The sequence below is a fragment of the Polaribacter aestuariivivens genome (assembly GCF_005885675.1).
GTDB classification, from domain to species: domain Bacteria; phylum Bacteroidota; class Bacteroidia; order Flavobacteriales; family Flavobacteriaceae; genus Polaribacter; species Polaribacter aestuariivivens.
Genome location: NZ_VANR01000005.1, coordinates 153,570 through 179,141, shown reverse-complemented (window position 1 = coordinate 179,141; position 25,572 = coordinate 153,570). Strand labels below are relative to the sequence as shown.

The 25,572-nt window shown below is 27.7% G+C and carries 26 protein-coding genes and 1 other RNA gene; 9 read left to right on the top strand and 18 right to left on the bottom strand.

From position 1 onward, the window contains the following. Positions 1-41 precede the first annotated feature (41 nt). Genes FDT66_RS10460 through FDT66_RS10450 form a run of 3 tightly spaced genes read right to left on the bottom strand, consistent with a single transcriptional unit; the run spans position 42 to position 5,632 of the window. Entirely contained in the window at positions 42-836 is a 795-nt protein-coding gene (locus tag FDT66_RS10460) for a hypothetical protein (protein ID WP_246034843.1), read from the bottom strand. A 3-nt stretch (positions 837-839) separates the two neighbouring features. After that, the gene (locus tag FDT66_RS10455) at positions 840-2,597 is read right to left on the bottom strand and encodes a TonB-dependent receptor (protein WP_138536254.1); all 1,758 of its coding nucleotides are present in this window, start codon (positions 2,595-2,597) and stop codon (positions 840-842) included. Next, the gene (locus tag FDT66_RS10450; protein WP_246034842.1) at positions 2,597-5,632 is read right to left on the bottom strand and encodes a tetratricopeptide repeat protein; all 3,036 of its coding nucleotides are present in this window, start codon (positions 5,630-5,632) and stop codon (positions 2,597-2,599) included. The genes FDT66_RS10455 and FDT66_RS10450 overlap by 1 nt, the downstream gene beginning before the upstream one ends. 162 nt (positions 5,633-5,794) lie before the next feature. Here FDT66_RS10450 and FDT66_RS10445 point away from each other — a divergent pair, with 162 nt between their 5' ends. Continuing rightward, a complete protein-coding gene (locus tag FDT66_RS10445) occupies positions 5,795-6,481 on the top strand; it encodes a cell division ATP-binding protein FtsE (RefSeq protein ID WP_138536252.1) in 687 nt (228 codons plus the stop codon). On the opposite strand, the gene FDT66_RS14175 is transcribed toward FDT66_RS10445, so the two are convergent. Further along, complete coding sequence (locus FDT66_RS14175; RefSeq protein WP_246034840.1) at positions 6,471-7,589, bottom strand: glycosyltransferase family protein; 1,119 nt, start codon at positions 7,587-7,589, stop codon at positions 6,471-6,473. The genes FDT66_RS10445 and FDT66_RS14175 overlap by 11 nt on opposite strands. A gap of 56 nt (positions 7,590-7,645) precedes the next feature. On the opposite strand from FDT66_RS14175, the gene FDT66_RS10435 reads away from it, so the two are divergent. Continuing rightward, on the top strand, positions 7,646-8,464 hold the full coding sequence (locus FDT66_RS10435; RefSeq protein ID WP_138536250.1) for a 2OG-Fe(II) oxygenase: 819 nt from the start codon (positions 7,646-7,648) through the stop codon (positions 8,462-8,464). Here the strand turns inward: FDT66_RS10435 and FDT66_RS10430 are convergent, their stop codons facing one another. The 4 genes from FDT66_RS10430 to ssrA all read right to left on the bottom strand — a co-directional run bounded on the left by FDT66_RS10430 (position 8,465) and on the right by ssrA (position 14,197). Then, entirely contained in the window at positions 8,465-9,550 is a 1,086-nt protein-coding gene (locus FDT66_RS10430) for a glycosyltransferase (RefSeq protein ID WP_171032368.1), read from the bottom strand. It abuts the gene before it with no gap. 573 nt (positions 9,551-10,123) lie between these two features. Then, on the bottom strand, positions 10,124-12,031 hold the full coding sequence (gene acs, locus FDT66_RS10425) for an acetate--CoA ligase (RefSeq protein WP_138536246.1): 1,908 nt from the start codon (positions 12,029-12,031) through the stop codon (positions 10,124-10,126). 66 nt (positions 12,032-12,097) lie between these two features. Next, positions 12,098-13,402, bottom strand: coding sequence for a sugar MFS transporter (locus tag FDT66_RS10420; protein WP_394347938.1), 1,305 nt, complete (start codon positions 13,400-13,402; stop codon positions 12,098-12,100). Between the two features lie 401 nt (positions 13,403-13,803). After that, positions 13,804-14,197: a transfer-messenger RNA gene (gene ssrA / locus FDT66_RS10415) on the bottom strand. Between the two features lie 346 nt (positions 14,198-14,543). Here ssrA and FDT66_RS10410 point away from each other — a divergent pair. From FDT66_RS10410 to FDT66_RS10400, 3 genes are read left to right on the top strand one after another with little or no spacing between them, the layout of a single operon-like run. Further along, on the top strand, positions 14,544-14,759 hold the full coding sequence (locus tag FDT66_RS10410; RefSeq protein WP_138536244.1) for a hypervirulence associated TUDOR domain-containing protein: 216 nt from the start codon (positions 14,544-14,546) through the stop codon (positions 14,757-14,759). A 58-nt stretch (positions 14,760-14,817) separates the two neighbouring features. Beyond that, the gene (locus tag FDT66_RS10405; protein WP_138536242.1) at positions 14,818-16,023 is read left to right on the top strand and encodes an NAD(P)-dependent oxidoreductase; all 1,206 of its coding nucleotides are present in this window, start codon (positions 14,818-14,820) and stop codon (positions 16,021-16,023) included. Further along, entirely contained in the window at positions 16,010-16,234 is a 225-nt protein-coding gene (locus tag FDT66_RS10400) for a DUF3820 family protein (protein ID WP_138536239.1), read from the top strand. The genes FDT66_RS10405 and FDT66_RS10400 overlap by 14 nt, the downstream gene beginning before the upstream one ends. A gap of 6 nt (positions 16,235-16,240) precedes the next feature. On the opposite strand, the gene FDT66_RS10395 is transcribed toward FDT66_RS10400, so the two are convergent. The 7 genes from FDT66_RS10395 to FDT66_RS10365 all read right to left on the bottom strand — a co-directional run bounded on the left by FDT66_RS10395 (position 16,241) and on the right by FDT66_RS10365 (position 20,635). Further along, positions 16,241-16,873, bottom strand: a complete 633-nt coding sequence (locus FDT66_RS10395) for a DUF1361 domain-containing protein (protein ID WP_138536237.1) — start codon at positions 16,871-16,873, stop codon at positions 16,241-16,243. Next, positions 16,860-17,240: a ribosomal maturation YjgA family protein gene (locus FDT66_RS10390; protein ID WP_138536235.1), complete on the bottom strand. Its 381-nt coding sequence runs from the start codon at positions 17,238-17,240 to the stop codon at positions 16,860-16,862. Before FDT66_RS10390 ends, FDT66_RS10395 begins: the two co-directional genes overlap by 14 nt. An 11-nt stretch (positions 17,241-17,251) precedes the next feature. After that, positions 17,252-17,632 carry a hypothetical protein gene (locus FDT66_RS10385; protein WP_138536233.1) on the bottom strand — a complete coding sequence of 127 codons (381 nt, stop codon included), beginning with the start codon at positions 17,630-17,632 and terminating at the stop codon, positions 17,252-17,254. Then, complete coding sequence (locus FDT66_RS10380) at positions 17,629-19,017, bottom strand: DUF4153 domain-containing protein (protein ID WP_138536232.1); 1,389 nt, start codon at positions 19,015-19,017, stop codon at positions 17,629-17,631. Before FDT66_RS10380 ends, FDT66_RS10385 begins: the two co-directional genes overlap by 4 nt. 56 nt (positions 19,018-19,073) lie before the next feature. Further along, on the bottom strand, positions 19,074-19,370 hold the full coding sequence (locus FDT66_RS10375) for a winged helix-turn-helix domain-containing protein (RefSeq protein ID WP_138536230.1): 297 nt from the start codon (positions 19,368-19,370) through the stop codon (positions 19,074-19,076). Between the two features lie 32 nt (positions 19,371-19,402). Further along, a complete protein-coding gene (locus FDT66_RS10370) occupies positions 19,403-20,008 on the bottom strand; it encodes a hypothetical protein (RefSeq protein ID WP_138536228.1) in 606 nt (201 codons plus the stop codon). A gap of 66 nt (positions 20,009-20,074) precedes the next feature. Next, the gene (locus FDT66_RS10365) at positions 20,075-20,635 is read right to left on the bottom strand and encodes a hypothetical protein (protein ID WP_138536226.1); all 561 of its coding nucleotides are present in this window, start codon (positions 20,633-20,635) and stop codon (positions 20,075-20,077) included. Between the two features lie 65 nt (positions 20,636-20,700). Between FDT66_RS10365 and FDT66_RS10360 the strand changes: the two genes are divergently transcribed. After that, entirely contained in the window at positions 20,701-21,072 is a 372-nt protein-coding gene (locus FDT66_RS10360) for a DUF1801 domain-containing protein (protein ID WP_138536224.1), read from the top strand. Here FDT66_RS10360 and FDT66_RS10355 read toward each other — a convergent pair whose 3' ends face one another. Both FDT66_RS10355 and kdsA read right to left on the bottom strand, forming a co-directional pair. Then, positions 21,073-22,029: a transglutaminase domain-containing protein gene (locus tag FDT66_RS10355; RefSeq protein WP_246034838.1), complete on the bottom strand. Its 957-nt coding sequence runs from the start codon at positions 22,027-22,029 to the stop codon at positions 21,073-21,075. A gap of 110 nt (positions 22,030-22,139) precedes the next feature. Beyond that, entirely contained in the window at positions 22,140-22,958 is an 819-nt protein-coding gene (gene kdsA, locus FDT66_RS10350; RefSeq protein WP_138536222.1) for a 3-deoxy-8-phosphooctulonate synthase, read from the bottom strand. Positions 22,959-23,091: 133 nt separating this feature from the next. Here kdsA and FDT66_RS10345 point away from each other — a divergent pair, with 133 nt between their 5' ends. The 3 genes from FDT66_RS10345 to FDT66_RS10335 are packed head-to-tail and all read left to right on the top strand — an operon-like array spanning position 23,092 to position 24,970. Continuing rightward, complete coding sequence (locus FDT66_RS10345) at positions 23,092-24,090, top strand: M28 family peptidase (protein ID WP_138536220.1); 999 nt, start codon at positions 23,092-23,094, stop codon at positions 24,088-24,090. A 2-nt stretch (positions 24,091-24,092) separates the two neighbouring features. Beyond that, positions 24,093-24,608 (top strand): DUF4136 domain-containing protein, encoded by a 516-nt coding sequence (locus FDT66_RS10340; RefSeq protein ID WP_138536218.1) that lies wholly within the window; start codon positions 24,093-24,095, stop codon positions 24,606-24,608. An 8-nt stretch (positions 24,609-24,616) separates the two neighbouring features. Further along, entirely contained in the window at positions 24,617-24,970 is a 354-nt protein-coding gene (locus FDT66_RS10335; protein ID WP_138536216.1) for a TfoX/Sxy family protein, read from the top strand. A gap of 92 nt (positions 24,971-25,062) precedes the next feature. On the opposite strand, the gene FDT66_RS10330 is transcribed toward FDT66_RS10335, so the two are convergent. Beyond that, positions 25,063-25,542, bottom strand: a complete 480-nt coding sequence (locus FDT66_RS10330) for a hypothetical protein (RefSeq protein WP_138536214.1) — start codon at positions 25,540-25,542, stop codon at positions 25,063-25,065. Positions 25,543-25,572 lie beyond the last annotated feature (30 nt).

The window sequence follows — 25,572 nt, the reverse complement described above, 5'->3', positions numbered from 1 at the left end:
GTGTTTAATAATTTATAAATCTACAAAAATGAAATGATAATTTACTTTATTTGGAAATGAATATGATCATCATGTCTTACAGCTTTACAACCATGAAATCTAATTTTTTCATTTTTCAATTTTAATCTTGTTTTCAAATGAGGTTCTATGAAAAGTTTGTGAATGTCACTTTTTAAAATTATTTCAATTAAAACTTTTGTAGCTTTTTCTGATATTTTTAAGTTTTTATTAGAATGTCCAAGTGTAAAATATTTAGTAAAATTGTATTGCCAATTACCATTTTGTTTGCATTTTTTATTTTGGTTTATTTCATCTGTTTTAGGTTCTTCAAAAATACCATAACCACTATTTGATGGTTTTAAATTAGTTGTTTCTTTATTTTTATTTTCATAAACAAATGATATATCAATTTTTTTTCCATCATTATGACTCAAATGTGGAATTAGAGGAAAACCATCAAAAAAAGGAAAATTTGCATCTAAATAAATAACTTTTATTTTTGGAAATTCTTTATTAAAACTTTGAGACACATTAGTAATAACATTATGCAACTTTGGAGTGACATAATTTCTATTACAAAGCTTTGTTATAAAATTATGGGCTTCAAGTTTGTTGGTGTCTTCTATTTTTACTTTCCCAAAAAATGGAGCTATTTTAGGGATAATTAGAAAGGTTGAACTCAAATAAAGTACTACAAATAAAGAAAATATTTTAACCTTATATTTTTCTTTTTTGTTTGAAATAAATAATAATGATAACCAATAAATGAAACCTCCAATTTGCGTTATTATTGTTAAGGTTATAATTAAAAATAAGTTAATAAATATTTTTATCAAAATTTAGAAATCGAACTTATATGTAATACCTCCTAAAATTTGAAAACCTTGAGTATCAAAATTAGCAAAACGTTGATATTTGGTGTTTAAAATATTGTTTGCTTTTAGAAAAGCAGAAAATTTATCGTTAAAATGATAACCACCATTTAAATTAACATCTATAAAAGAGTTTATAGTTTCTATACCTCTAAGACTAGATGGAAATTGCGCATTATAAAGCGCATCTTTTCGTTCACTAACATAAAAAATATTGGTAGTTGCAAACCATTTATCTTCTTTATATTTCCCTAAAAAAGAGGCTTGCAATGTTGGTAAATTCCATTTTTCTATGGCATTTGTCATGGTAAAATTATCAAATTGAAATTGTGTGCTAAAAGATAATTTTCTTGAATAATCATACGCTATTTCTCCGTAAAAGGAAGTAGTTTTAACATCATCATAATAGATATAGAAAGAGTTTCCATATTCATAACCTGCCAAAGTTCGTCCGTTAACTGAGGCATTTGTTCCATCAGATTTTGTGTTATTTCTTAAAAACAAAGGTTTGTCTTCTTCTTTAATACTACTACCTTTAATATTGTAGCTAATTTCGTTTGTGATATTTCCTTGTAAACCCAAAAATAAATTTGATGTTTCTGCAGTTTGCGTTATAAAAAGTGTTGGAGAAACGTATTGATTTTCTTCTGTAAATTGCTTGTAAGTATTTGTGTGTAAATTACCAGTGATTCCTGCATAAATATTTACATAATTTTTTAAAATAGCAGTTTGCGCAAATATGTCTGGATATAAAAATATATTTGTAGCGTTATTTTCAGTATCTAAAGAAGCGATTATATTTAAAGCCGTTTTAATAGAAAAACCTGCATAATTTACTTTGTATTCTGGGTTTAATTTGGCGGTGATTATATTGTAATTTACTTTACTTGTTTTTGCATAATTATTTTCAAAACTTCCGTTTAAAAACTCTACATTGGTTTTTATTGAAATGTCGTTTAAATAATCTCCTAAAAAATCTAAAGGGAAGTTTAATTTTGCATTAAAATTTGCTAAAATTTCTTTACTGTTATATAAATCTGTAAAATATGATACGGAAATTTTACCATAATCTATGTAAGAATCGTGAAATTTAAAATCACCATCAACTTTAACATAATTATATTTTTGTAATTCGTTTATGGTATTTAAAACTGGCTCATCAAAAGTCATATTTGGTAAACCATACCAATTGTATTGACTTAATTCTGTATTTAAACCTACTTTCCAATCGAAATAGCGATCAACTTGTTTGTAAAATAAAGAAGCTTGAAAGTTTGAGAAATTACTATTTAATTTTGAGTCTCTTACATTTTCTGTTGAGGCAATATATTTGGCTGATAACCCATACTCATTATCGAAACGTGTATTTTTGTATATGAAAGCTTCTGCATATGGGCTTCCGTAATTACCGTAACCAGCAGCTAAATAATTGTTGTAAACTCGTTCTTTTACACCAACATCAATACCTTTTATTGCACCTGTTTTTGGAATAAAAGTAGAAGCAACTGGAGCAGAATAAATGCTGTAAGTTAGTTTCTGTTTTTTACTTTTTCCTAATAATTTTATAACAGGATTTTTATTGATTTTTTTTGCATCAGCAATTTCTGGATTAAACTTTGTAACCACGTTTACAATTTCTGTTTCCACAGTATCTATTTTTTGCTCTTGACCATTGGTAGATAAAAAACAAAATAAAATAAGTAATAGTAAAATACCTCTTTTCATTAGTTTTGTTTTTGTGGCGTTACGGAATTATTTGTTTTGGCTTCGTTTTCTTTAATTTTAGTCAGCTCTTCTTGTGCTTCTTTTATAATGTCTTCATATTGTTTAAAGTTTTTAATAACGTTTTCTAAAACAAAAGTTGCTTGATAAATGTCCTTTAAACCGTAATAGTTTTTTCCCATGATTACATAACTTTTTACGCCCCAATATTTATAATTAGCATAGTTTGCAATCAGTTTTTGGACTATTTTATTTGATGCTGCATATTGATTTTGTTGATTTTTAAAAAAAGCATTGTAGTATAATGCCTCTGCCATTAACTCACCATTTGCAGTTTTTTCTATTTCTGAATAAAATTCTTCAGCCGTAGTAAAATCTTCATTTTTAAAAGAAGATCTTGCAATAATAATACGAGCATCATTTTCTAAATTACTATCTATTTTATCTTGTCTTAAAATCTTTTGAGCATATTCTTCAGCAAAATCATAAGCTCCAGTTTCATAATATGCTTTCATTAAATTGCTTTGTGCAAATAAAATATTTTCAGTTCCATTTGCTTCTAACTCTAACCGATCTAAAATAGGTAAAGCTTCATTGTAATTACCTTCTTGTAAATAAATTTGAGCCAATTTGCTTAATGCGTCTTCTGTATACTCGTTTCTATCTTCATTAATTACATTTTGATAGGGTGTTATTGCTTGTTTAAACTCTTTTACTTTAAAATAGACGTCTGCCAAATAATAATTGGCTTTTATTTTATGAATTCCATCAGGAAATTGTCTGTTGTAATCAATAAGACTTTGAGCTATTTCAAGTCCATTTTTTGAATTTAAATATTTTTTTTCTGCAACTGCAAAGGCTGTATTATCTATATCGGAATTACTAACATTTATAAATTTAAGATCAGAAATCCAGTTTACATAATCATTTAAGTTTCCATCATCTATGTAAACATTTCTAGCATTTACAACAGCTTCAAGAGCATCTGGAGAGTTTGGAAATCTAGAAGTTACTTGTTTGTATTTCATTAAAGCTCGTTGATTTTCACCTTCATTATAATACAGTAAACCTTGACGTAGTAATGCTCTTGAAATAAAAATACTATTTGGATATTTTTCTAACAAACGATCGTAGGCTATATGTGCATTTTTATTATCCTTAATTTTGGTGTAAGTAGTTGCGAGCTGATACAAAGCATCGTCTTTTAAGTTTGAATTTTGATATTCGTTAATTACTTTTTTAAGAGCTAATAACTTTTCTGTATCGTTTTCTATAAAACCATAACTCATACCAATTTGATATTGTGCATAATCTGAATCTGATCCAAATTCAGCAACAACTTTATCATACGCTTTTAAAGCATCTTTGTAGTTTCTTGATGCGAAATAACTATCACCTAATCTTACTAATGCATCATATTTTGTGTCGTTTTCAATAGAGTCTTTAGCTAAGTATGTTTTAAAAGCAACTATTGCTTTATCGTACTTTTTTAATTTAAAATATCCATATCCTATAGAATAATCTGTTAATTTAAATTCTTTGTTTTTTGATTGTAAGTTGTTGTTAAAAGATTCAAACTTCGTAATTGCATCTTCGTATTTTTCAAGTCTGTATAAAGTTTCAGCTTCCCAAAATTTTGCTCTTTCTTGAGCTTCTATATTTTTAGATTTTTTTGCTTCAGAAAAAAAAGGCAATGCTTGTTTGTACTTTTCTTCTGTAAATAACTGAATACCTCTGTACAAAGAAACTTCTAAAATTATGGCAAGATTTTCTTCAGATTTTTTTTGAGCAAGAAACTCCAAAGCACCTTGATAATCTTGCTGATTTATAAAGGAGCTTACTACTAACTTGTTAATTTCTTCGTAGGCTTTTGATTTTGGATAAGCTTTTAAATAATTTTGTAAAACTTCAGAAACTGGTTCAAAAGGGTTGCCAGCTTCGTAACTAAGTTTGGCGTAATTTAAAGCAGCATCTTCTTTAATTTTTTTATCAAAATCCATTTCAGAAGCTGATCTAAAAGCATTTAATGCCTCGTTTTTTTGATCAATATTTAAGTAACATTCACCTAAATGATAATATGCATTTTGTGATACATTATTTTTTTCATCAATAATTTTATTAAAATTATTAATGGCATTTTCAAAATCATTTTGCTTGTAGTAAGCATATCCTAATTGGTAATAATCAGTATTGTTCCACTTTCCTTTTTTACCTCTGTAATTTTTTAAGTAAGGTATTGCTTCAGCATACTCTTCTAAATTGAAATAACTTTCTCCAATAATTTTAGAAATATCAGACTTTAAATCTCTTTTTGCGTCTGGTAATAATTTTTTACCAACTTCAATACAACGTTTAAATTTACCAGCTTTAAAACTAATATCTAATAAGTAATAAGAAATTTCGGCTTTGTAAGTAGCATTATCGGCAATTTCTTTTAAAGTAGATTCTGCAATACCATAATCTTCTAGTTTATAGGCAATGTAACCATAATAATATCTAGAATCGTTGCCATATTTTGCATCGTTAATTAAAAGTAAAAAACGATCTTTAGCAAGTTGTAAATTATTTGTTACTAAAAAACCATAACCCATTTTAAAGTCAAGTTCTTTTTTATTTTCTTTAGAGAGTATTTTAGTATCTACTTTTTGATACCATTTTAGTGCGTAAGAAGCTTTTTTATTCGCAAAGTAATAATTTCCAACATTAAAAAAAGAAACATTTTTTTTATTGCTATTTGGGTACTCTTCAACAAAAGAAAGTACTTTTTTATCAGCGTTCGTTTGATTTAATTTTATGGCACACATTGCTTCATAATATGTGGCATCGGTTTTTAAATTAGAACCTATAACTGCATTATTTAAAACGGTTTTAAAAGTGTTTTGAGCAGCTGCATATGCTTTGCTATTGTATAATTTTAGTGCATCATTATACTCTTTTAAAATGTTTGTATCTGCAACAGTTTGTTGCGAAAACATTGTAAATGAGATAAGAAAAACAAAAAAAGATAGAAATATTTTTTTGTGAATAAGATTTTTCATACACTTATTTTTGATACTCAAAATGAATAACGAACAATTTTTTAATTTGTTGGATAGGGGTAGAAAAAATATTGCAACAATTTTAGTAAAAATAACAATTGTTTGTAATTTGTAGTTAAAAAATCAATAGAAAATTTTAAGTTTGTAGAAACTTCATAACGTATGGAAAAACCTGTTTTACAATTAGAAAATGCTGCTATTTATCAAAGAGATAATTTAGTATTATCAAAAGTTAATTTAACTATAAATACTGGCGACTTCTACTATTTAATAGGTAAAACAGGAAGTGGTAAAAGTAGTTTAATGAAAACTTTATATGGAGATTTGCCATTAAGACAAGGTAAAGGAACTATTGTAGATTTTGATTTAAATACGTTAAAAGAAAAGCAAATACCTTTTTTAAGAAGAAAAATTGGAATTGTTTTTCAAGATTTTAAGCTTTTAAGCGATAGAAATGTATTTGAAAACTTAAAATTTGTTTTAAAAGCCACTGGTTGGAAAGATAAAAACTTAATGAAAGATAAAATTTATGAAGTTTTAGATAAAGTAGGTTTAAAATCTCAATACTATAAAAAAACATACGAACTTTCTGGAGGCGAACAACAAAGAGTGGCCATAGCAAGAGCTTTATTAAACGACCCTGAATTGATTTTGGCAGATGAGCCAACTGGAAATTTAGACCCAAAAACATCTTTAGAAGTAATGGAGCTATTAAACAATATTCATAAAAGCGGTAAAACCATTTTAATGGCTACACACGATTACCAATTAATTGTAAAGTTTAAACAAAAAACATTAAAGTGCGAAGGAGGGGAGTTGTTTGAAGTTGCGCAACAAGCTAGTTCTTAAAAATAAGGTCAATTATTTTTTTTGCTGAATTATCAGGATTAAACTTAGCGAGTATTTTTAAACGATTTTTTTGATTTTCGTTAGTAAAGTTTTTATTAAAAAGTATTTTAGTTTTTTCTAAAATTTCTGATTTTGTGTCTGCAATTTCACATAAAGTTTCCAAACCAGTTTCTTCTATCATTTTAGAATTTACAATAACATGGTTACCACTATACAACGTGTTTAGCAATTTTAATTTTATACCTGTTTTTTGAAAAGTAACCAAAGTATTTACGTGAGCATTTTTTAAAAGCGTATCTAACTCTTCTTTAGTAGGCACTTCTTTTAAGATAATGTTTGGATGTTTTTTAATTTTTGAAATTACCTTTTTGTTTTTACAGCTACCAGCAATTATTAGTTTAAAATTACTTTTTTTATATGTTTTTATTAAAAAAAGAGCAGCTTTTATATTGTCTGCAACACGCAAATCTCCATGGTATAAAACAAATTTTTCATTTTTAGAATTTAAAAGATTTTGCATTTCTGTTTGATGAAATACAGGAATATATATTGCTTTTTTACCATATTTTTCAGAAAAATAGTCTTGCTCAAAAGGTGAAATTGAAAAAATACCTTTCGCTTTTTTTAAAACACTTTCAAACCTTTTTAATTTTTTTGCTTCCCAAAAAAAGAAGGTTTTTTTGAAAATATTCTTTTCGCTTTTTGCTAAACCTAAGAAATAATGATGTTCGATGTTATGAGTTCTTACATAACTTTCTTTAAAACTATTTTTGTAAAGAGGATAAGTAGCATGCAAACCTTCAAACAAAATAGGTGCATTTATTTCTGTTAAATTTATAATTAATGCTTTATTGTTTCTGCTTTTAACCCGAAAAGGAAGGTGAGAAATAAATGTTTGCAAACCACTGCTTCTTTCATAATAATAAATTCTTTCACACAAATTTTCTAAAGCAATTTGTTGCTTAGTATTTTTAGTTAAATAGCAATGTAAATGAATGGAAACACCTAATTTGGAAAGTGCTTCAATTTTATAAAACACATCTATAATACCACCATAATTGGGTGGATATGGAACATCAAAAGAAACAATTTGTAAAACTTTTTTCATTTTAAACAAAAGTAGAATTTAAAAAATGAATACTTTTATACTTCTTAAAAAGAATTATGAATTTTACGAAAAAGGACATTGCAAAAATTATTTACAACAATTTAAAAAAAAATAAAGAAATTTTAAAAGATCAGTTTTTAAAATCTAAAAATGAAATTGGTTTTTTTTATTTAGATGATTTGTTGCCAGAAAATTTAGCTTTGGAAATTCATGGAAAATTCCCTAACGTAAAAGATTCAGTTCAAAGAAAAAGCATAAGAGAATTTAAGTTTACTGCTTTTCAAATGAATAAATACGACCCTTTATTGGAAGAAGTTATTTATGCTTTTCAAGACAAGGAAATTGTGGATTTGGTGTCAGAAATTTGCGAAATTGAATCAGTTTTTCCAGATGAAAATTTATATGCAGGTGGTTTGTCATTAATGAAAAAAGGCAATTTTTTAAATCCGCATTTAGATAATTCTCATGATAAAGATAGAAACAGATGGCGTGTTTTAAATATTTTATACTACGTTTCACCTAATTGGAAATTAGAAAATGGTGGTAATTTAGAGCTTTGGCCCAAAGGGTTAAATGACCAACAAATGACTATAGAAAGTAAATTTAATAGGTTGGTTGTAATGGCAACTCATAAATATTCATGGCATTCTGTAAGTAAAGTCACCAGCAATGATGTACGTTGTTGTGTATCTAATTATTATTTTTCAAATGAAACGTTATTGGCTTCAGATGATTTTCATATAACTACTTTTAGAGGAAGACCAAACGAAAAAATGAAAGATTTTTTACTGCGTGCAGATAATAAACTACGAAGTACGATTCGTAAAATTTTTAAAAAAGGAATTCGCGAAAATCCTCATCAATACAAAAAATAACTAAAGTGTATTTTTAAAAATAGCTAACAATTTGTCTTCTTGACTTTGCCAAATCAAATCTTTTTTAGCTTTTTTTAATTGGGTAGAAAAATCTTTTTCTAAAATTTTTTCAATTTGATTGGCTAAAGCTTTAGGCTCTCTTTTTTCTATAATTTCTCCAACATGATATGCTGTTATAACTTTTTTCATTTCTGGTAAGTTAGAAGCAATGACGGGTACTTCTGCTTGTATATAATCAAAAATTTTATTTGGTAAAGCGTACCTGTAATTCAAGCCTAAATCTTCTTCTAAACTAAAACCTAAATCAGCTAAAGGTGTTATTTTGTGTAATTTTTCAGGTATTATTTTGTCCAGAAAAATAATTTTGGGGTTTAATTTTTTTTGAGAAACAGTAGTTTTTAATGTATTAAAAATATCGCCATTTCCAATAATTATTAGCATATGATTGTTTAAGTAATTCATAGTTTCAATCATTAACTCCAAACCACGTCCAATATTTACAGCTCCTTGATATAATATGATTTTTCTTTGGTGAGTTTCAAAATTTAAAACACCTTTTTTAATGTTTTTTTTACGTGGTAAATTTAAAATAGTTTCAAAAGTAGTGTTGTATTTTTTTTGATAGTAGTTAGCTATACTATCGCAAACAGTATAATTGTTTTTTAATTTAGGAATTATTTTATTTTCGATAGCAAGCCAGATTTTTTTTACACGAGGACGTTTTACAAGTTCTGGAATTTCAGAAAAAAGCTCATGACTATCAAAAACCAATTTTTTGTTTTGAAATTTTGAAATTAAATAATTAGGTAACAAGGTATCTACGTCGTTTGCCAATAGAATATCTTTTTTAGTAAAAAGTAAAAAAAAGAATAATTTCAAATTAAATTCGGCATAAAATAAAAATCCAGTATTAAAAATTAACTTGAATCTTTTAGTGGCGTAATTTCTATCAATTGGTTCAGAGTTTTTCAAAAAACGTCCAATTAAAAGAATTTCGTAGCCATATCCTTTTAACGAATTGCATACTTTTTCCACTCTTTGATCCGTAGTAAGATCGTTAGTAACAGAAACAATTATTCTTTTCAATTGATTGTAAATTTATGGCAATATAAAACATAAAGTTATATATAGTATAGCATTTTAGTTGAAAACCTATGGTTTGAAACGTACAGAATACAGGAATAGTTAATATTTACACAATTTTTAATTTAATTTTCATTAAAAGTGTTATATTTTTAAATATTTGCAATAATTAATTACTTTTATTTGCGAAATTTTTATTATGTTTGATTGTTATGCTGCATGAAAAAGAAAAAGTTTAAGGATTAATTCCTAGAAATTGATTTATAAACTAAACTAACCAATCAACCAATGTCAAAATGTCCTTCATGCAACTCAAGTTATCGAAAAAGATTATCAAGAAACTTATTGTTGAAAATTATTCCTAAATCTAAAATTTACAAATGTTTTCATTGTAAAACAACCTATTTAGTAATTCCATATTTATTTTCAGGTTTAATTTTAAGAAATAGAAAGGAAAAACAAATACAAACAATTAATTAATTAATTAAAAAGCTCTTAATTTAAATTAAGAGCTTTTTAATAAAATATCTATTGAAAAAAAAATACTTACCTTTTAAGAGTAATTAAGAACAATATTTATAATTTGTTTTTAATAATATTTTCTACAATTTCTGGGTTTAGCAACGTACTCACATCTCCTAAATTATTCAAATCATTAGAAGCAATTTTACGTAAAATACGACGCATAATTTTTCCAGAACGTGTTTTTGGTAAACCTTCTGTAAATTGAATTTTATCTAATTTCGCAATAGGTCCAATTCTGTCAGAAATTAGTTGATTTACTTCTTTTTTTAAGTTATCGTGATTTCTACTTTCGCCAGTTTCTTTTAAAGTGATATAACCATATAAGGCACTTCCTTTAACATCATGAGGAAAACCAACAATAGCACTTTCTGCAACTGCAGGATGTTCATTTATAGCGTCTTCAATTGGTGCAGTTCCTAAATTGTGTCCAGAAACAATAATTACGTCATCTACTCTTCCTGTAATTCTATAGTAACCAACTTCATCACGTAAAGCACCATCACCTGTAAAATATTTATTTTCAAATGCAGAAAAATAGGTTTCTTTATAACGTTGATGATTCCCCCAAATAGTTCTAGCGATACTTGGCCATGGATACTTAATACACAATCTTCCTTCTACTTGATTTCCTTTTAATTCATTTCCAGTTTCATCCATTAAAGCTGGTTGGATTCCAATAAAAGGCAAAGTTGCATAGGTTGGTTTTGTTGGAGTTACGTATGGAATTGGAGTAATCATAATGCCACCTGTTTCTGTTTGCCACCAAGAATCTATAATAGGACTTTTTCCTTTTCCTACAATATCATTATACCAATGCCAAGCTTCTTCATTTATGGGTTCACCAACAGAACCTAATACTTTTAATGACGATAAATCATATTTATCTACCAATTCAGTTCCGTGTTTTGCCAAAGCTCTAATGGCTGTTGGTGCAGTATAAAACTGATTTACCTTGTGTTTTTCTACAATATTCCAAAAACGACCAAAATCAGGATAACTTGGTGCGCCTTCAAATAAAACTGTAGTTGCGCCATTTGCTAAAGGTCCATAAACGATATAGCTGTGACCAGTAATCCAACCAATATCTGCAGTACACCAGTATACATCATTTTCTTTGTATTGAAATGCATTTTTAAAAGTATAAGCTGTATATACCATGTAGCCAGCAGTAGTGTGTACCATTCCTTTTGGTTTTCCTGTAGATCCAGAAGTATATAAGATAAATAATGGATCTTCTGCATCCATAACAGTTGCTTTGCATTGTTTTGAAGCACTATCTAATAAAGGTTGCAACCATTTGTCACGACCTTCTTTCATATTGATATCTGAATTGATTCTTTTTGCAACCAAAACAGTTTCTACACAAGAACAACTTTCTAGCGCATCATCAACAATTCCTTTTAAATCGATGGTTTTATTTCCTCTAAAAGATCCATCTGCAGTAATTACCATTTTACAATCTGAATCATTTATTCTGGTAGATAACGCTGTTGATGAAAAACCTGCAAAAACGACAGAGTGAATTGCGCCAATTCTAGCACAAGCCAATGTAGCAATGGCTAATTCTGGAATCATGGGTACATAAATACATACTCGATCTCCTTTTTGAATACCATTTTCTTTTAAAACATTTGCAAATTGATTAACGCGCTCATACAATTTTTTATAAGAAATGTGCTCTGCTTTCTCATTTGGATTATTAGGTTCAAATAAAATAGCTGTTTTGTCACCACGTGTTGCTAAATGTCTGTCAATACAATTTTCGGTAATATTTAATTTTGCACCTTGAAACCATTTGATTTCTGGTTTAGAAAAATCCCACTCTAAAACTTTGTCCCATTTTTTTCGCCAAATAAAATGTTCTTCGGCAATTTCTTCCCAAAAATTCTCTGGTTCACGAATCGATTTTCTGTAAACCTGATAATATTCTTCTAAATGTTTGATATGGTAATTACTCATGAGAAAAATCTAATTTTATTTGTTTAAGAATGTGAAGCTTTTTGATTTTAAAAGTAAAAAATCTAACTATACTTTCCAATTTTTAATTTTATGTCCCCAAATGGCAAAAAAGAGGATGATGGCATAGCAAGGAATTAATATCCAATAACTTTCATTAGAGGCTGTTGCTATGGCTTCAGCTTCTTGAATTCCGTTGGTAACCATTTCGTGTTTGTTGGCATCTACAATTCTTCCATATAAAGGTGGAATGATTGCGCCACCAGAAATTGCCATTATTAATAGAGCAGAACCTGTTTTGGTAAATTTACCTAAACCATCTAATGTTAAAGGCCAAATTGCTGGCCAAACCAATGCGTTTGCAATACCTAAAGCTGCAACAAATAATACTGATGTATAACCAGTTGTGTTTAAGATGCAGAAACTAAATACAATACCTAATACAGCACTTGCAATTAAAGCTGTTTTTTGTTTTACATATTTAGGAATTAAGAAAACCCCTAAAGCATAGGTGGCAACCATTGCTAACAAGGTGTATGTTGTAAAATACTTGGCCTCTTCACCAGTAAAACCAAGTGAAATTCCGTAAGCAATAATGGTGTCTCCTGCAATTACTTCTGCCCCTACATAAACAAAGAGCGCAATAACACCCAACCATAAATTTGGAAATTGAAAAATACTTGTTTTTGCAGTTTTACCCTCTACAGTTTGTTCTTCTTCAGAAGCTTCTACATGAGGTAAAGGTGCTTTTCTTATTAAAATTCCTAATAAAAATAATACACCCGCCATAATTACGTAAGGCATAAAAACGCTATCTGCCATAGTATCTAACTGTACATTTTTTTCTTCCAAACTAGCTCCTGCTAATTTTGATTTAGTTTCATCTATTCCTGATAATAATAAAGCTCCAAAAATTAAAGAACCTAAGGCACCTGCTGTTTTATTGGCAATTCCCATAATGGCAATTCGTTTTGCACCACTTTCAATTGGGCCTAAAATAGTGATGTACGGATTTGCTGCGGTTTGTAAAATAGTCATTCCAATTCCTTGAATAAAAATTCCTGCTAAAAATACCCAATAAGTTCTAGCTTCTGCTGCAGGAATAAAAACCAACGCGCCAATTGCCATGATAATTAATCCTAAAGACATTCCTTTTTTGTACCCTATTTTACCTAAAATATAAGAAGCTGGTAAAGCCATGACTACAAAAGAAATATAAGAAGCTGTTGCTACTAAATACGATTGAGATTCTGTTAGTTCGTTAATGGTTTTCATAAACGGAATTAATGCTCCATTTATCCAAGTAACAAAACCAAATATGAAGAATAAACTTGCAATAATTATAATTGCTACAGTATTATTTTTTTGTTGCATAGTTGTTGATATTAAAGTGTTTTTAGATAACAGGTTTAAACATACATTTAATACAAATATATGGTATAAATATAGTATAACTTTAAAAGAATCATTAAATGGAATAGGTAGATTATTTTTCTTACATATAGCAATAAAGAGCTTTAAGTATTCAAAATATTTGAATAGAAAAGATAAATGTATATAAAACAAATACTACAACATTAAAATTTACAAGACTTTCTATTGAATTAGTATGTATTTTAAATCTAATAACTAAAGAAATTTTATTACTATATGTAAGAGAAGTAGTCTGTTTAATTTATTTAAAAAAAGAATAATTTATGAGGAAAAACAAGAGAATATTTTTTTTTTAAAAAAAAACCTCAAAAAATTGATTAACAATCAGTTGAGGTTTGTAAAAGTGGAGACGCCGAGAATCGAACTCGGGTCCAAACAAGCAGCCAAAAAGCTTTCTACATATTTAGTTCTTACTTGGTTTTCGATTTAAGGCTGATTAAGAACAACCTACCTTAAACTTAGCTTCTTTAGTTTCAAAAACCTGCCAAAGCTACAGATTTTCTATGTTTATTTTTACGATGCCCAAAAGTGAAACGCCATAAACCAAGGCTTTTCGTGGACATAAAGCTTGCACACCTTGTGTGCCTAGGCAAATCTTACTATAAATTCAGATTATGCAGCTAAAGCGTAGTTATCTTCGCCGTTTAAAAAGTTGAAACAAGTTTTACAAGAATCGTTTCATTCCTTGATATGCTTACAAATTCACTGACCTTGCTGTCAAAACCAGTCGTCCCCAAATTAATGAAATAGCAAATTTTAATTTACGTAATCGATTTAATACTCCAATTATTTCAGCATCTCATCAAAATTATCATTTTCTATTTTCAAAAAAACATAAACCATCAGTACAAAAATAATACCAATAATTTGGGCGTTCCTTTGTTTTAAAAGCATTTAAAACCAAAGGCAGGCTTTCCGTTAAATCTTTTTAACAAAAAAGTTAAAAAGGATATCACTTCAATCCTTAACGCGGTATGCAAAAGTACAAAAGTTATCTCTTTTAAAGCACCAAGTTTTAAATAAAATTTAAGAACAAAAAGTACTGAAATACTTAAATTTGTAAAAACAGAAAAATAAAAAAATGATTAAAAAAGGAACAAAAGTATCTTGGAAATGGGGTAATGGAACAGCAGAAGGTAAAGTAGAAGAAACCTACACAAAAGAAATCACCAAAACAATTAAAGGAACAGAAGTTACTAGAAAAGGAGAAGAAGGAAATAAAGCCTTGTATATTCAACAAAATGATGGTGATTATGTGTTAAAACTTGAAAGTGAAGTAACTAGATCAGATTCATAAAATTTAGTTGCAAACCCCTTAAAAAACGAATACCTTCGAACCAACTAAACTAAAATATATGAAATTTGGTATTATCAAAGAACGCAAAAATCCACCAGATAAAAGAGTTGTATTTTCTCCACAAAAATTAAAAGAATTTCAAGAAAAATATCCTACAGCAGTTTTAAAAGTAGAAAGTTCAGAGATACGTGTGTTTTCCGACGAAGCATATAAACTCGAAGGAATACAAGTATCTGAAAATATGGAAGATTGTGATGTTTTATTTGGCGTAAAAGAAGTGCCAATAGATCATTTAATTCCGAATAAAAAATATTTTTTCTTTAGTCATACTATTAAAAAACAACCTTACAATAGAGATTTATTAAAGGCTATATTAGATAAAAACATCCAATTATTTGACCATGAAACCATTGTAAAAGAAAACGGAGCACGTTTAATTGGTTTTGGGCGTTATGCAGGAATTGTAGGTGCCTATAATGGTTTTAGAGCAATTGGTTTAAAAAGTGGCGCTTTTAAATTACCAAAAGCAAATCTTTTAGACAGTCAAAAAGAATTAATAGAGCAACTTCAAAATATTAAACTGAATAACCTAAAAATACTGTTAACAGGAAATGGTAAAGTAGCTTATGGAGCAAAAGAAATGTTAGATGCTATGAACATTCTTCAAGTTACAGTAGAAGAGTATTTAAATAATACCTATCAAGAACCTGTATATTGTTTGGTAGATGTTTTAGATTATAACAAACGAAAAGATGGTAAAGTTATAGATAATTTTGACTTTTATAATAATCCTGAAGCATATGAATCTAATTTTATGCGATTCGCAAAAGTAACAGATTTTTTTATTGCTGGACATTTTTACGGTGATGGAGCTCCTTATTTATTTACAAGAGAAGATGCAAAGTCTCAGGAATTCAATATAAAATTTGTTGCAGATATTTCTTGTGACATAGATGGTCCTGTAGCATGCACTATAAGACCTTCAACAATTGCAGAACCAATTTATGGCTATAATCCAAGAACAGAAACCGAAGTAAATTTTAAAGATGATAACGCCATTGTTGTTATGGCTGTAGATAATTTACCTTGCGAATTGCCAAAAGATGCTAGTGAAGGTTTTGGAGAAATGTTTTTAGAAAATGTAATTCCTGCGTTTTTCAATAATGATAAAGAGGGTGTTTTAGAGCGTGCAAAAATGACAGAAAACGGAAAACTAACAGCTCGTTTTTCTTATTTACAAGATTATGTAGATGGAAGAGAATAACCTTCAAAACAGACAGTTTTTATTAGATTTAGCAAAAATGAAAATGCCTTTTGGTAAATATAAAGGTACTTTTTTGATAGATTTACCAGAACATTACATTGTGTGGTATCATAGTAAAGGTTTTCCAAAAGGTAAACTGGGTCAACAAATGCACTTGGTTTATGAGTTGCAGTTGAATGGTTTAGAAGATTTGATTCGTAAAATCAAGTAAGTTTTTTTAAGAATGAGCGTTTACTTGCGTTTTCCAAATGGAAAAAAGCAAGTAAATAAATGTTCCAAAACCAAAGGTTATCAACCAAGTTTTGGTATCGTTAAAACTATACATACTTTTTTTAAGCACGGAAATTGGATTTGTAAAAATATCCCAAGAATTCAAGCGTGAAAATCTGCCTAAATAAATACCAAATCCGCATAAAAAAGTAACTGCATAAGAAAAGTAATTTGCGTATTTTAAATTCCATTTTTGTTTAATTATTTTATAAACATCAAATAATGAGATTATTGTGAGTAATAATCCTGTTGATGCATATGTGAATATGATAAAAAGATCTAACCATATTAAGGTCGATTTTATATGATGTAAATGAATAAAATCAGTAATAATATAAGGTGCGTTTGGTAAGAATATCAACCAAATAAATAATATGGAAATTAATTTTGGTTTCCATATTTCTTCAATATTTAGCTTTTTAATTTTTGAAGAAATTGCATAAGGAACAATCGCTAAAAAGAGATTCCAAAGTAAAAATCCAAAGAATAAAGAACTCGTTAGTTTTACTCGAACACCAAATAAAAACAAGCAAAACAAGATTAATAAATGAATATTAGATATTTTTTTAAGTTGCATCATGCCAATTTTTTACAGTGTTTTCAATAACAACTATTGTTAAAAAGCCGAAAAAGTAAGCAATCAAATCACCAACACTAAAAGAAGTTCCTAAAATCAGTTTCCAAATCTTTTCATATTCAAACGGATAATGATTTTGCAGATTTGTGAGTTGTAAAAACTCGATTCCAAATGAAATAATTAAAACAATTATCGCTGTTTTATTTGCAGAAATATTTATGAAGCTTTTCACTAAACTATAAAGTAATATCACTGCTAAAAAATCGCCAAAAGTATGTCTTATAAATCCATTTGCATAAGCTGCTATAACTATTTCTGATAGGAGTAATAAGATGAAAATTAGAAAGTATTTTTTATTGAATTTAATCATTTTTTTAAGAATTAATTTTTAGCAGGCATTTTACAAATCCAAACCCAAGACTGTATCAATGTGAAAAAAGCAGTGATAAAAAACAGGCACACAAATTCATCAAAATTTGAACTTATTATATAATATGCTGAGATACCAAATGCTACAATTGCGTAATAAGGAAAATATTTTTTGAATATTTTATCATTACTTAAAGTAGTTTGCTCAATAGTATAAAATGGTACAATAGTAATTAAAATAGTTAAAGAGCAAACAAGTGAAATGGGTATAATTGCTCCAATTAATACTAGTTCATTTATAAAACCTTCAGTTAAAAGTAGTGTCCAAAAAATAACAACAGCTAAAATTGATGCTTTAAAAAGTGTATATATTATATTAGTTGTTATATTCATTTTTTAAATTTAAAATTATCATATACAATTTCTTGCCAAGAATTGTTTTTTAAATCAGTTATATATAAGTTGTATTTATAGTTAATGCTTCGTTCTTTTCCTGGACTTACTTCGTGGTTTTCAATATAGTCTTTCAATAAATAAGTGTTATTGTTAGAAAGTTTTATAAGGTATTTTAAATCCATTTCATCTGAATAATTTAGATTATAAGAGGTTATAATTTTGTCCCAATTGATGGTAGATGCAAGAATTAATATTACAAATGCAACTTGAGTATTTTTGCGAAAAAGAAACCTTAAATTTTTAATTTTAGTAACTTTTACAAATGTTGTAATTAAGCCTACAGAAGTCGCAATTAAAAAAAATATAACTCCAATTCGTTTGTAGGTAAGTCCGAAAGAAACTATGTATTCTATATTTTTTATAACAGTAATTATAACCACTGCTAGGTTTAAAAATATCCAAGTAAAAGTTAATAGTTTAAGGTCTTTATTTTTTTTAATAAAATTAAGATTTCCTCTAAAGAAATAAAGTATGATTATAATCGCTAATATGTTAGAAATAATTAGCGCATTTACACCTGTATGAACTTGGTTAGAAAGCTGTGATGCAACCATTTTATGAAGCTCAAACACATACATAACATCTGTAATTATAAATAAGGTAATAAGTATGTTTAGTAGAGACATTAAAACAATTGCAAGTTGTTTTTCACTCTGTAGTTTTTTAGGAGAAATAGCTGTTAAATCATTTTTTTCTAATTCATTCCCAAAACTAAAATCATTAGAAGTTAATGGCTCAATTTTAATTGGATTTGTAATATTGTAAAATAAATAGTAGCCTAATCCAGTAAAAAGTAGCCAATGAAAATTTACAAAACTAAAATCTATTTTTGAAATTAATTCATCAAATTTCGGGTTTCCAAATCTATATAATTGTATAAAAATTATTAGTACAATTGTAGGAATTCCTATTATTTTAAACCAATAGCCATAATTTATTTTTTTCTTTTTTATATTTTCAACTTCAGTATTTAAAGTGTCAAAATAATGAGAAAATGCAGAAACAATAGTAGTATAAACACCATTAATACATTTTACATAGATTGAGGAATTTTGTTCAGAAGTACTTCCAACAAAGGTAAAAAAGACTATAATATTAGCAATTATTGCCAATTCCGATTTATACAAGAAAACCATAATTCCTGTTATTAAATAAGCAAATGCTTTTATTATATTGTCTCTGTTCTTAAATGTTTTAAGGTTGTTAAAAGCTAATACTACAATAGTAAGAAGCGTAAATAATGATAAATTGAGTCCAATATTTTTTTGATAAAAAAGAATACTGAATAAAATGGCACTAATTAAGGTGATAAAATTTTTCATTTTTAATGTTTTTTAAAAGAACTTTGAAATACAAAGTATGTGAATAAAAAAATAGTCTATTTGTTTTTAATTAATTTTTCGAGTGCTTCTATATGCTTTTTAAATTCTTGTTTACCCAATTCTGTTGCATAATATTTTGTATTTGGTTTTCTGCCTATAAATTGTTTTTCTACTTTTATAAAATCTACTTTTTCAAGTGATTTTGTATGGCTTGCTAAATTCCCATCTGTAGCACCTAATAACTCTTTAAGTGTATTAAAATCGGCATATTCGTTTACCATTAAAATAGACATAATTCCTAATCTAATTCTATGGTCGAAAGCTTTGTTTATATGTAAGATGATGTTTTTCAAATAGAAAATTTTTCGTTACTAAATTACAGCTATTACTTATCATATTTAAAATACATAACTGCTCCGTAAACAATATGCATGATTCCAAAACCAAGTACCCAGAACCAAAAACCATATCCAGGAAAAAGGGCACAAATTAGTCCAATTATTATTTGTGTATAGCCTAAATACTTTACGTCTCCTAAAGTATATTTGGAAGCACTTAACAAAGCTAAACCGTAAAAAAGTAGCATTAATGCAGCAGTTTGTCCATAACGTTGCTGATTCAGAATAATAAGAATGTAAATTCCTCCAGCTAAAAGTGGCACAATAAAGCTAGTTAATAACCTTCTGGTTAAAGAGTCCCAAATTTTTTGATTGTTTTTTTTGGCTTTTTTAGTTGTTAAATATATAGCAGTTCCAATACTAAAAACACCTACTAAAATGAGATCAATAATTATAAAACGAAAAACTTTTTCATCTAAAATTAAAATACCATTTTCACTTTGAGCAACTAACCAATAAGCGAAACCTGCTCCAATTAATGCATAAATACCTGCTAAAATACCAGATAAACCACTTAATGAAATAAATTTTGACGATTTATTCATTAAATTTTTGATTTCTGATATGTCTTTTAAATAATCTTCTGAACTCATTTTTAAAGAACTTTGAATTACAAAGTAAAACATAAAAAATGATTTATGCAACAAAAAAATTAAAAATTAATTTTTAACAACAACTCCGTAAGTAATATGAGCAATTCCTAAAATAGAAAGTGAAGCATACCAATAGCTTGGAATTAAAAAGCAAAGTATGGCTAAAGTAAAAGCTATACCTGGTAAAATAAGGTAATTTTTTGGAGCTTTATTTTTAAAAATTAGTAGTAAAAAACCGTAAGAAATTAAAAAAGAAGGAGTTATAAAATCAATGTATCCATATTTCATTAATAAAAATAGCATTAAAAAAATGATGGTTATACACACAAAATATTTCCAAAAAGCAACTTTAGTTTTTTGATTCCACAATAAATATTGAAACCTTTTTGCCAATCTTTTTCCTCTGAATAAAAAAGCCAAGGATGAAAATAAAAAAACTAAAAAGGCCAATAAGAAAATAACCATTTCTAGTAATTCTGCAGATAACATTCCAACTACATTATTATCTATTAAAAAACCATCTAAAATAAATTTTATAGCATAACCAGCTCCGAAAATGTACAAACCAATTAAAATACTAGTTATTCCTTTTAGAGAAAAGTTTACAGAAAAATTATCGTGCATCATTAATTATATTCAGATTTTTTATAACTTTCGTAAATATACAAAAAATGATGCCTAAGTTGTGAGATATGAAACCAGCAGAAGAATATATTTTAAAGCAACCTGAACCTTACAAATCTATTTTATTGCATTTACAAATATTAATAGAAAGTAGTTTTCCAAATACAGATTTACAGTTTAAGTGGAAAATACCTTTTTATTATTTAGATGATAAACCTTTTTGTTATTTAAATCCATCTAAGAAAAAAGGCTATGTAGATGTTGCTTTTTGGGTGTCTGCACATTTAACAAAATATAATGAGTTGCTAATTTCAGAGAACAGAAAAGTTGTAAAATCATTACGTTATAAAAGTATTGATGACATTAATGAAGAGGTTTTATTAACAGTTTTAGAAGAGGCACATCAATTAAAAGATAAAGGATTTTATAAGAGAAATTAATTACTTCGTTTTAAATTGAATAGCAGAAATATTATTAAAATATAAAACTAATTCAGAATTTTTTTTCGCCTGATTTAATCTTAAATATACTACGTTATCTTCTTTTTTTATCAAAGGTTTTTTACCAAACTTATTACCTTTAAAAGCATATAAAATAGGAATATTTACATCTAAGTTTTCAAATTTTAATTCAATAGTTTTGGAAGAATTTACATTAATTGTTCCTGTGGTTGGAGCAATTAGTGTAGCATTATGTTTTAGAAAAGTATTACTATAAATAGGCTGGTTATAAAACTCTTTCAAGCTCATTCTACCAAAACGCAAAATCCAAATACTATCTTCTGGAAAATGAGTTTTAAAAATTTTATCTTTTGGTATGTCATAAAAATATTCATTAAAGGTTTTTTTCCAAGTTCCGTTATATAAAAAACCAGAAGCCCAAGTTGCATCTAAAATTACCCATCTTTCATTTAGTTTTACGGCGTTCCAAGCATGGTTTGTACTATTTCGTGGTTTACCAATTTCATTGGTATTGTTTCTTACATAGCCTCTTATTACTTCAGCTTGTATGTCTAATAAATCGCAAATTTTTTTAAAAGATTGTGCAAAATCTTCACAAACACCTTTTTTGGTTTTAAAAACAGTTGCAACTACTTTGTCTTTTGCTTTTTGTAGTTTTAATAGTTTTTCGGCTTCACTAGAATAACTAAAACTATAAGTTCTATGAGTAGGGTTGTAGTATTCTTTTAAATTGTATTGTATATTTTTTGCTAACCAAAAAAATGCAGCTCTTGTTTTGTCTTCATCAGAAATAAAGTCATTTTCTATTTTCGAAACCAAATCTTCTACTTTAGAAAAACGAGGATATTTTAAAACCTTATTATCAACACTTGTATAATTTTGAGAATTTACAATAGTTGTGGTCAATAAAAGCAAAAACAAAAAATATTTCATCATATAAATACTTAAACAATTTAAGCAAACAAATATTGTGCCTTGTTTTATAAAAGCAAAAATTCCTTCAAATTTTATAATTGAAGGAATTTTAATTTATTTTATTAAGCGTATTACAAATTGTTAATGGTTTTACGAATAGCAACTAAATTAGTTAATAAACTTTCTAGGTTGTTTAAGTGCAACATATTTGCACCATCAGATTTTGCATTTGCAGGGTCAAAATGAGTTTCTATAAATAAACCATCTACATTATTTACAACTCCAGCTCTGGCAATGGTTTCTATCATTTCAGGTCTTCCACCAGTAACTCCAGCAGTTTGATTTGGCTGTTGTAATGAATGTGTAACATCTAAAATTGTAGGAGCAAATTCACGCATTTCTGGAATTCCTCTAAAATCTACAATCATATCTTGGTAACCAAACATAGTACCTCTATCAGTGATCCACGCTTTGTTTGATCCAGCATCTTTTACTTTTTGAACTGCGTGTTTCATAGCAGCAGGACTCATAAATTGTCCTTTTTTCAAATTGACAACTTTACCAGTTTTGGCTGCAGCCACTACCAAATCTGTTTGACGAACCAAAAAAGCAGGAATTTGTAAAACATCTACATATTCAGCAGCTTTTGAAGCATCAGAAACTTCATGAATATCTGTAACAGTTGGCACATGAAAAGTTTCTGAAACTTTACGTAAAATTTTTAATGCTTTTTCGTCTCCAATTCCAGTAAAACTATCAATTCTACTTCTATTGGCTTTTTTAAAACTTCCTTTAAAAATATAAGGTATTTCTAATTTATTGGTAATTGTAATTACTTTTTCCGCAATTCTCAACGCCATTTCTTCACCTTCAATGGCACAAGGTCCTGCTAATAAAAAAAAGTTTTTAGAATTTGTATGCTTTATGTTTGGTATCAGAGATAAATCCATGTGTATAATTTTTGACAAAAATACATAAATTTTTAGCGTTTAAATAGTTGATTTATTTAGTTGTTTAAAATTACTAGTCACAAAAAATGTATAATTAAAATAGCTATATTTATAGCCTAAAAATAAATTTAAAATGAAAAAAATAATTGGTTGTTTTTTAATGTTAACCCTAATGTTAGGTTGTATTGCTGTAAAGAAAGGAAAAGATGGTGCTAAGGGAAAAGATGGTGTAAGTGCTAAGAAAGAATTTTTTATAGATTCTACCTTAGTTAAAAAACACTTGTATACACTAGCTTCTGATGCTATGGAAGGTAGAAAATCTGGAACATCAGGTATTGAAAAAGCAGCAGTATATATTGAGAATGAATTTAAAAAATTAGGGTTAAAAACTTTTGAAAACTTAGAAACATATAGACAAACTTTCACTTTTAAAAACAGAAGAAGTGGAGAAGATATTACTTCAAGTAATATTTTAGGTGTTTTAGAAGGAAAAAGTAAAAAAGACGAAATTGTAATTATTTCTGCACATTATGATCATTTAGGTATGAAAACAAGTGGAGAAGGAGACTTGATTTACAATGGAGCAAATGATGATGCTTCTGGAGTAACTGGAGTTTTAGCATTAGCAAAATATTTTAAAGAAGTTGGTAATGAAAGAACAATAGTTTTTGCTGCTTTTACAGCTGAGGAAATGGGTTTAATTGGTTCTACTCATTTTGGAAAAGGAATTAACGCAAGCAAATATGTTGCAGGAATAAACCTAGAAATGATTGGTAAAATACCAAGTTTTGGACCAAACACAGCTTGGTTAACAGGTTTTGAACGTTCTGATTTCGGAAAAATAATTCAGAAAAATTTAGAAGGAACTGGCTATCAATTATTTCCAGATCCGTATAAAAAATACAACTTATTTTTTAGATCAGATAATGCATCTTTAGCACGTTTAGGAGTGCCATCTCATACTTTTTCTACAACTCCAATTGATGTAGACCCAGATTATCATAAAGTATCAGATGAAGCAGAAACGTTAAATATGACAGTAATTACACAAACTATTCAAGCAGTTGCTAAAGGAACTGAAAGTATTATTAATGGAAAAGACACACCAACAAGAGTTGTAATTAAAAAATAACAATGAAAGCTGTAAAATATTTCTTTTTGGTATTGTTGATGAGTTGCGGAACTTCTAAAGTTATTTATGATTATGATGACAAAATAGATTTTTCTCAATTTAAAACTTTTCATTTTTTTGAAGATGTTGGTAATGGATTAAATGAGTTTGATGTAAAAAGAGCAACTGCTATCTTAGAGAACGAATTATCGAAATTGGATTTAACAAAAGTTGAAAAACCAGATTTTTTCATCAATATAAAAGCAGTAATTACAGAGGTACAAAATAATAATACAATTGGCATTGGTATTGGAAGTGGAGGTAGAAATGGTGGTTTTGGCATTTCAGGAGGTATTCCTATTGGAGGGAAAAAACTAAATGAAAAAATAATTATTGAGTTTGTAAATGCAAAAAATAACGAACTTTTTTGGGAAGGTTCTTTAGTAACAACTATTAAAGAGAAAAGAAAACCAGCTGAAAGAGAATTGTATTTAAAAGATGTAATTCAGAAAATTTTAGCAAAATATCCGCCAAAATAAAAATAATTATGGCGTACAACGAATTTTTAGCAGACAGAGTTTCTCAATTTTTGGTTGAAAAAAGTGTTCCTTTTGAAACTAAAAAAATGATGGGTGGCTTACTTTTTAAAGTAGATGATAAAATGTTTGTGGGTGTAAATAAAGATGAAATTATGGCTCGAATAAACCCAAATATTTATGAAGATTCTCTTTTAAAAGAAGGCTGTAAAAAAATGAATTTTACTGGCAGACCCATGAAAGGTTTTGTGTTTCTTTCTGATGAAGCCATAGATTTGGATAAAAATTTACATTATTGGTTACAATTGGCATTAGATTTTAATCCGCTAGCTAAAATTAGTAAGAAAAGAAAGTCAAAAAAATAAAATAAGTATTTGTTTTAGAATGATTAAAAGCTAACGAAAAAAATCCCTTTAAAAATTAATTTAAAGGGATTTAGCGTTTTTAATGGTTATGCTTAAAACTGGTATCTAATACCAAAAGCAATATCATTATCATAATCGTTAAAATTGTTTCCAAAACCAAACTCTGGTCTAAGATCTAAAGAAAGTAATATTGGAGCGTTTGGAAAATTATACTCAATACCAATATCACCAGCAGCAAAAACAAATGTTTCAGAAAAATCATCATTTCCTTTTCCGCTATAGTTACCTAAACCACCACCAACACCAGCAAACCAATTAAAACCACCATCTATATTCCAAACCCATTGGTAAATACCAGTAGCTTTAAAACCGTCGTAATTTTTATTGTCTCTTAAACCTAAATCAATTTCTAATCTGTTATTGTCACCTAATGCTCTTTGGTAAGAAATTTCTCCACCAAAACCGTCATTGTCACCCAAACGTAAACCAATAGCATTTTTAGAAATACTTTGCGCGTTTGCTGAAAATGCTCCAGCTACTAAAAGACCGATAATTAAAAGTGTTTTTTTCATAATTTATATTTTATATGTGATTGAATTACA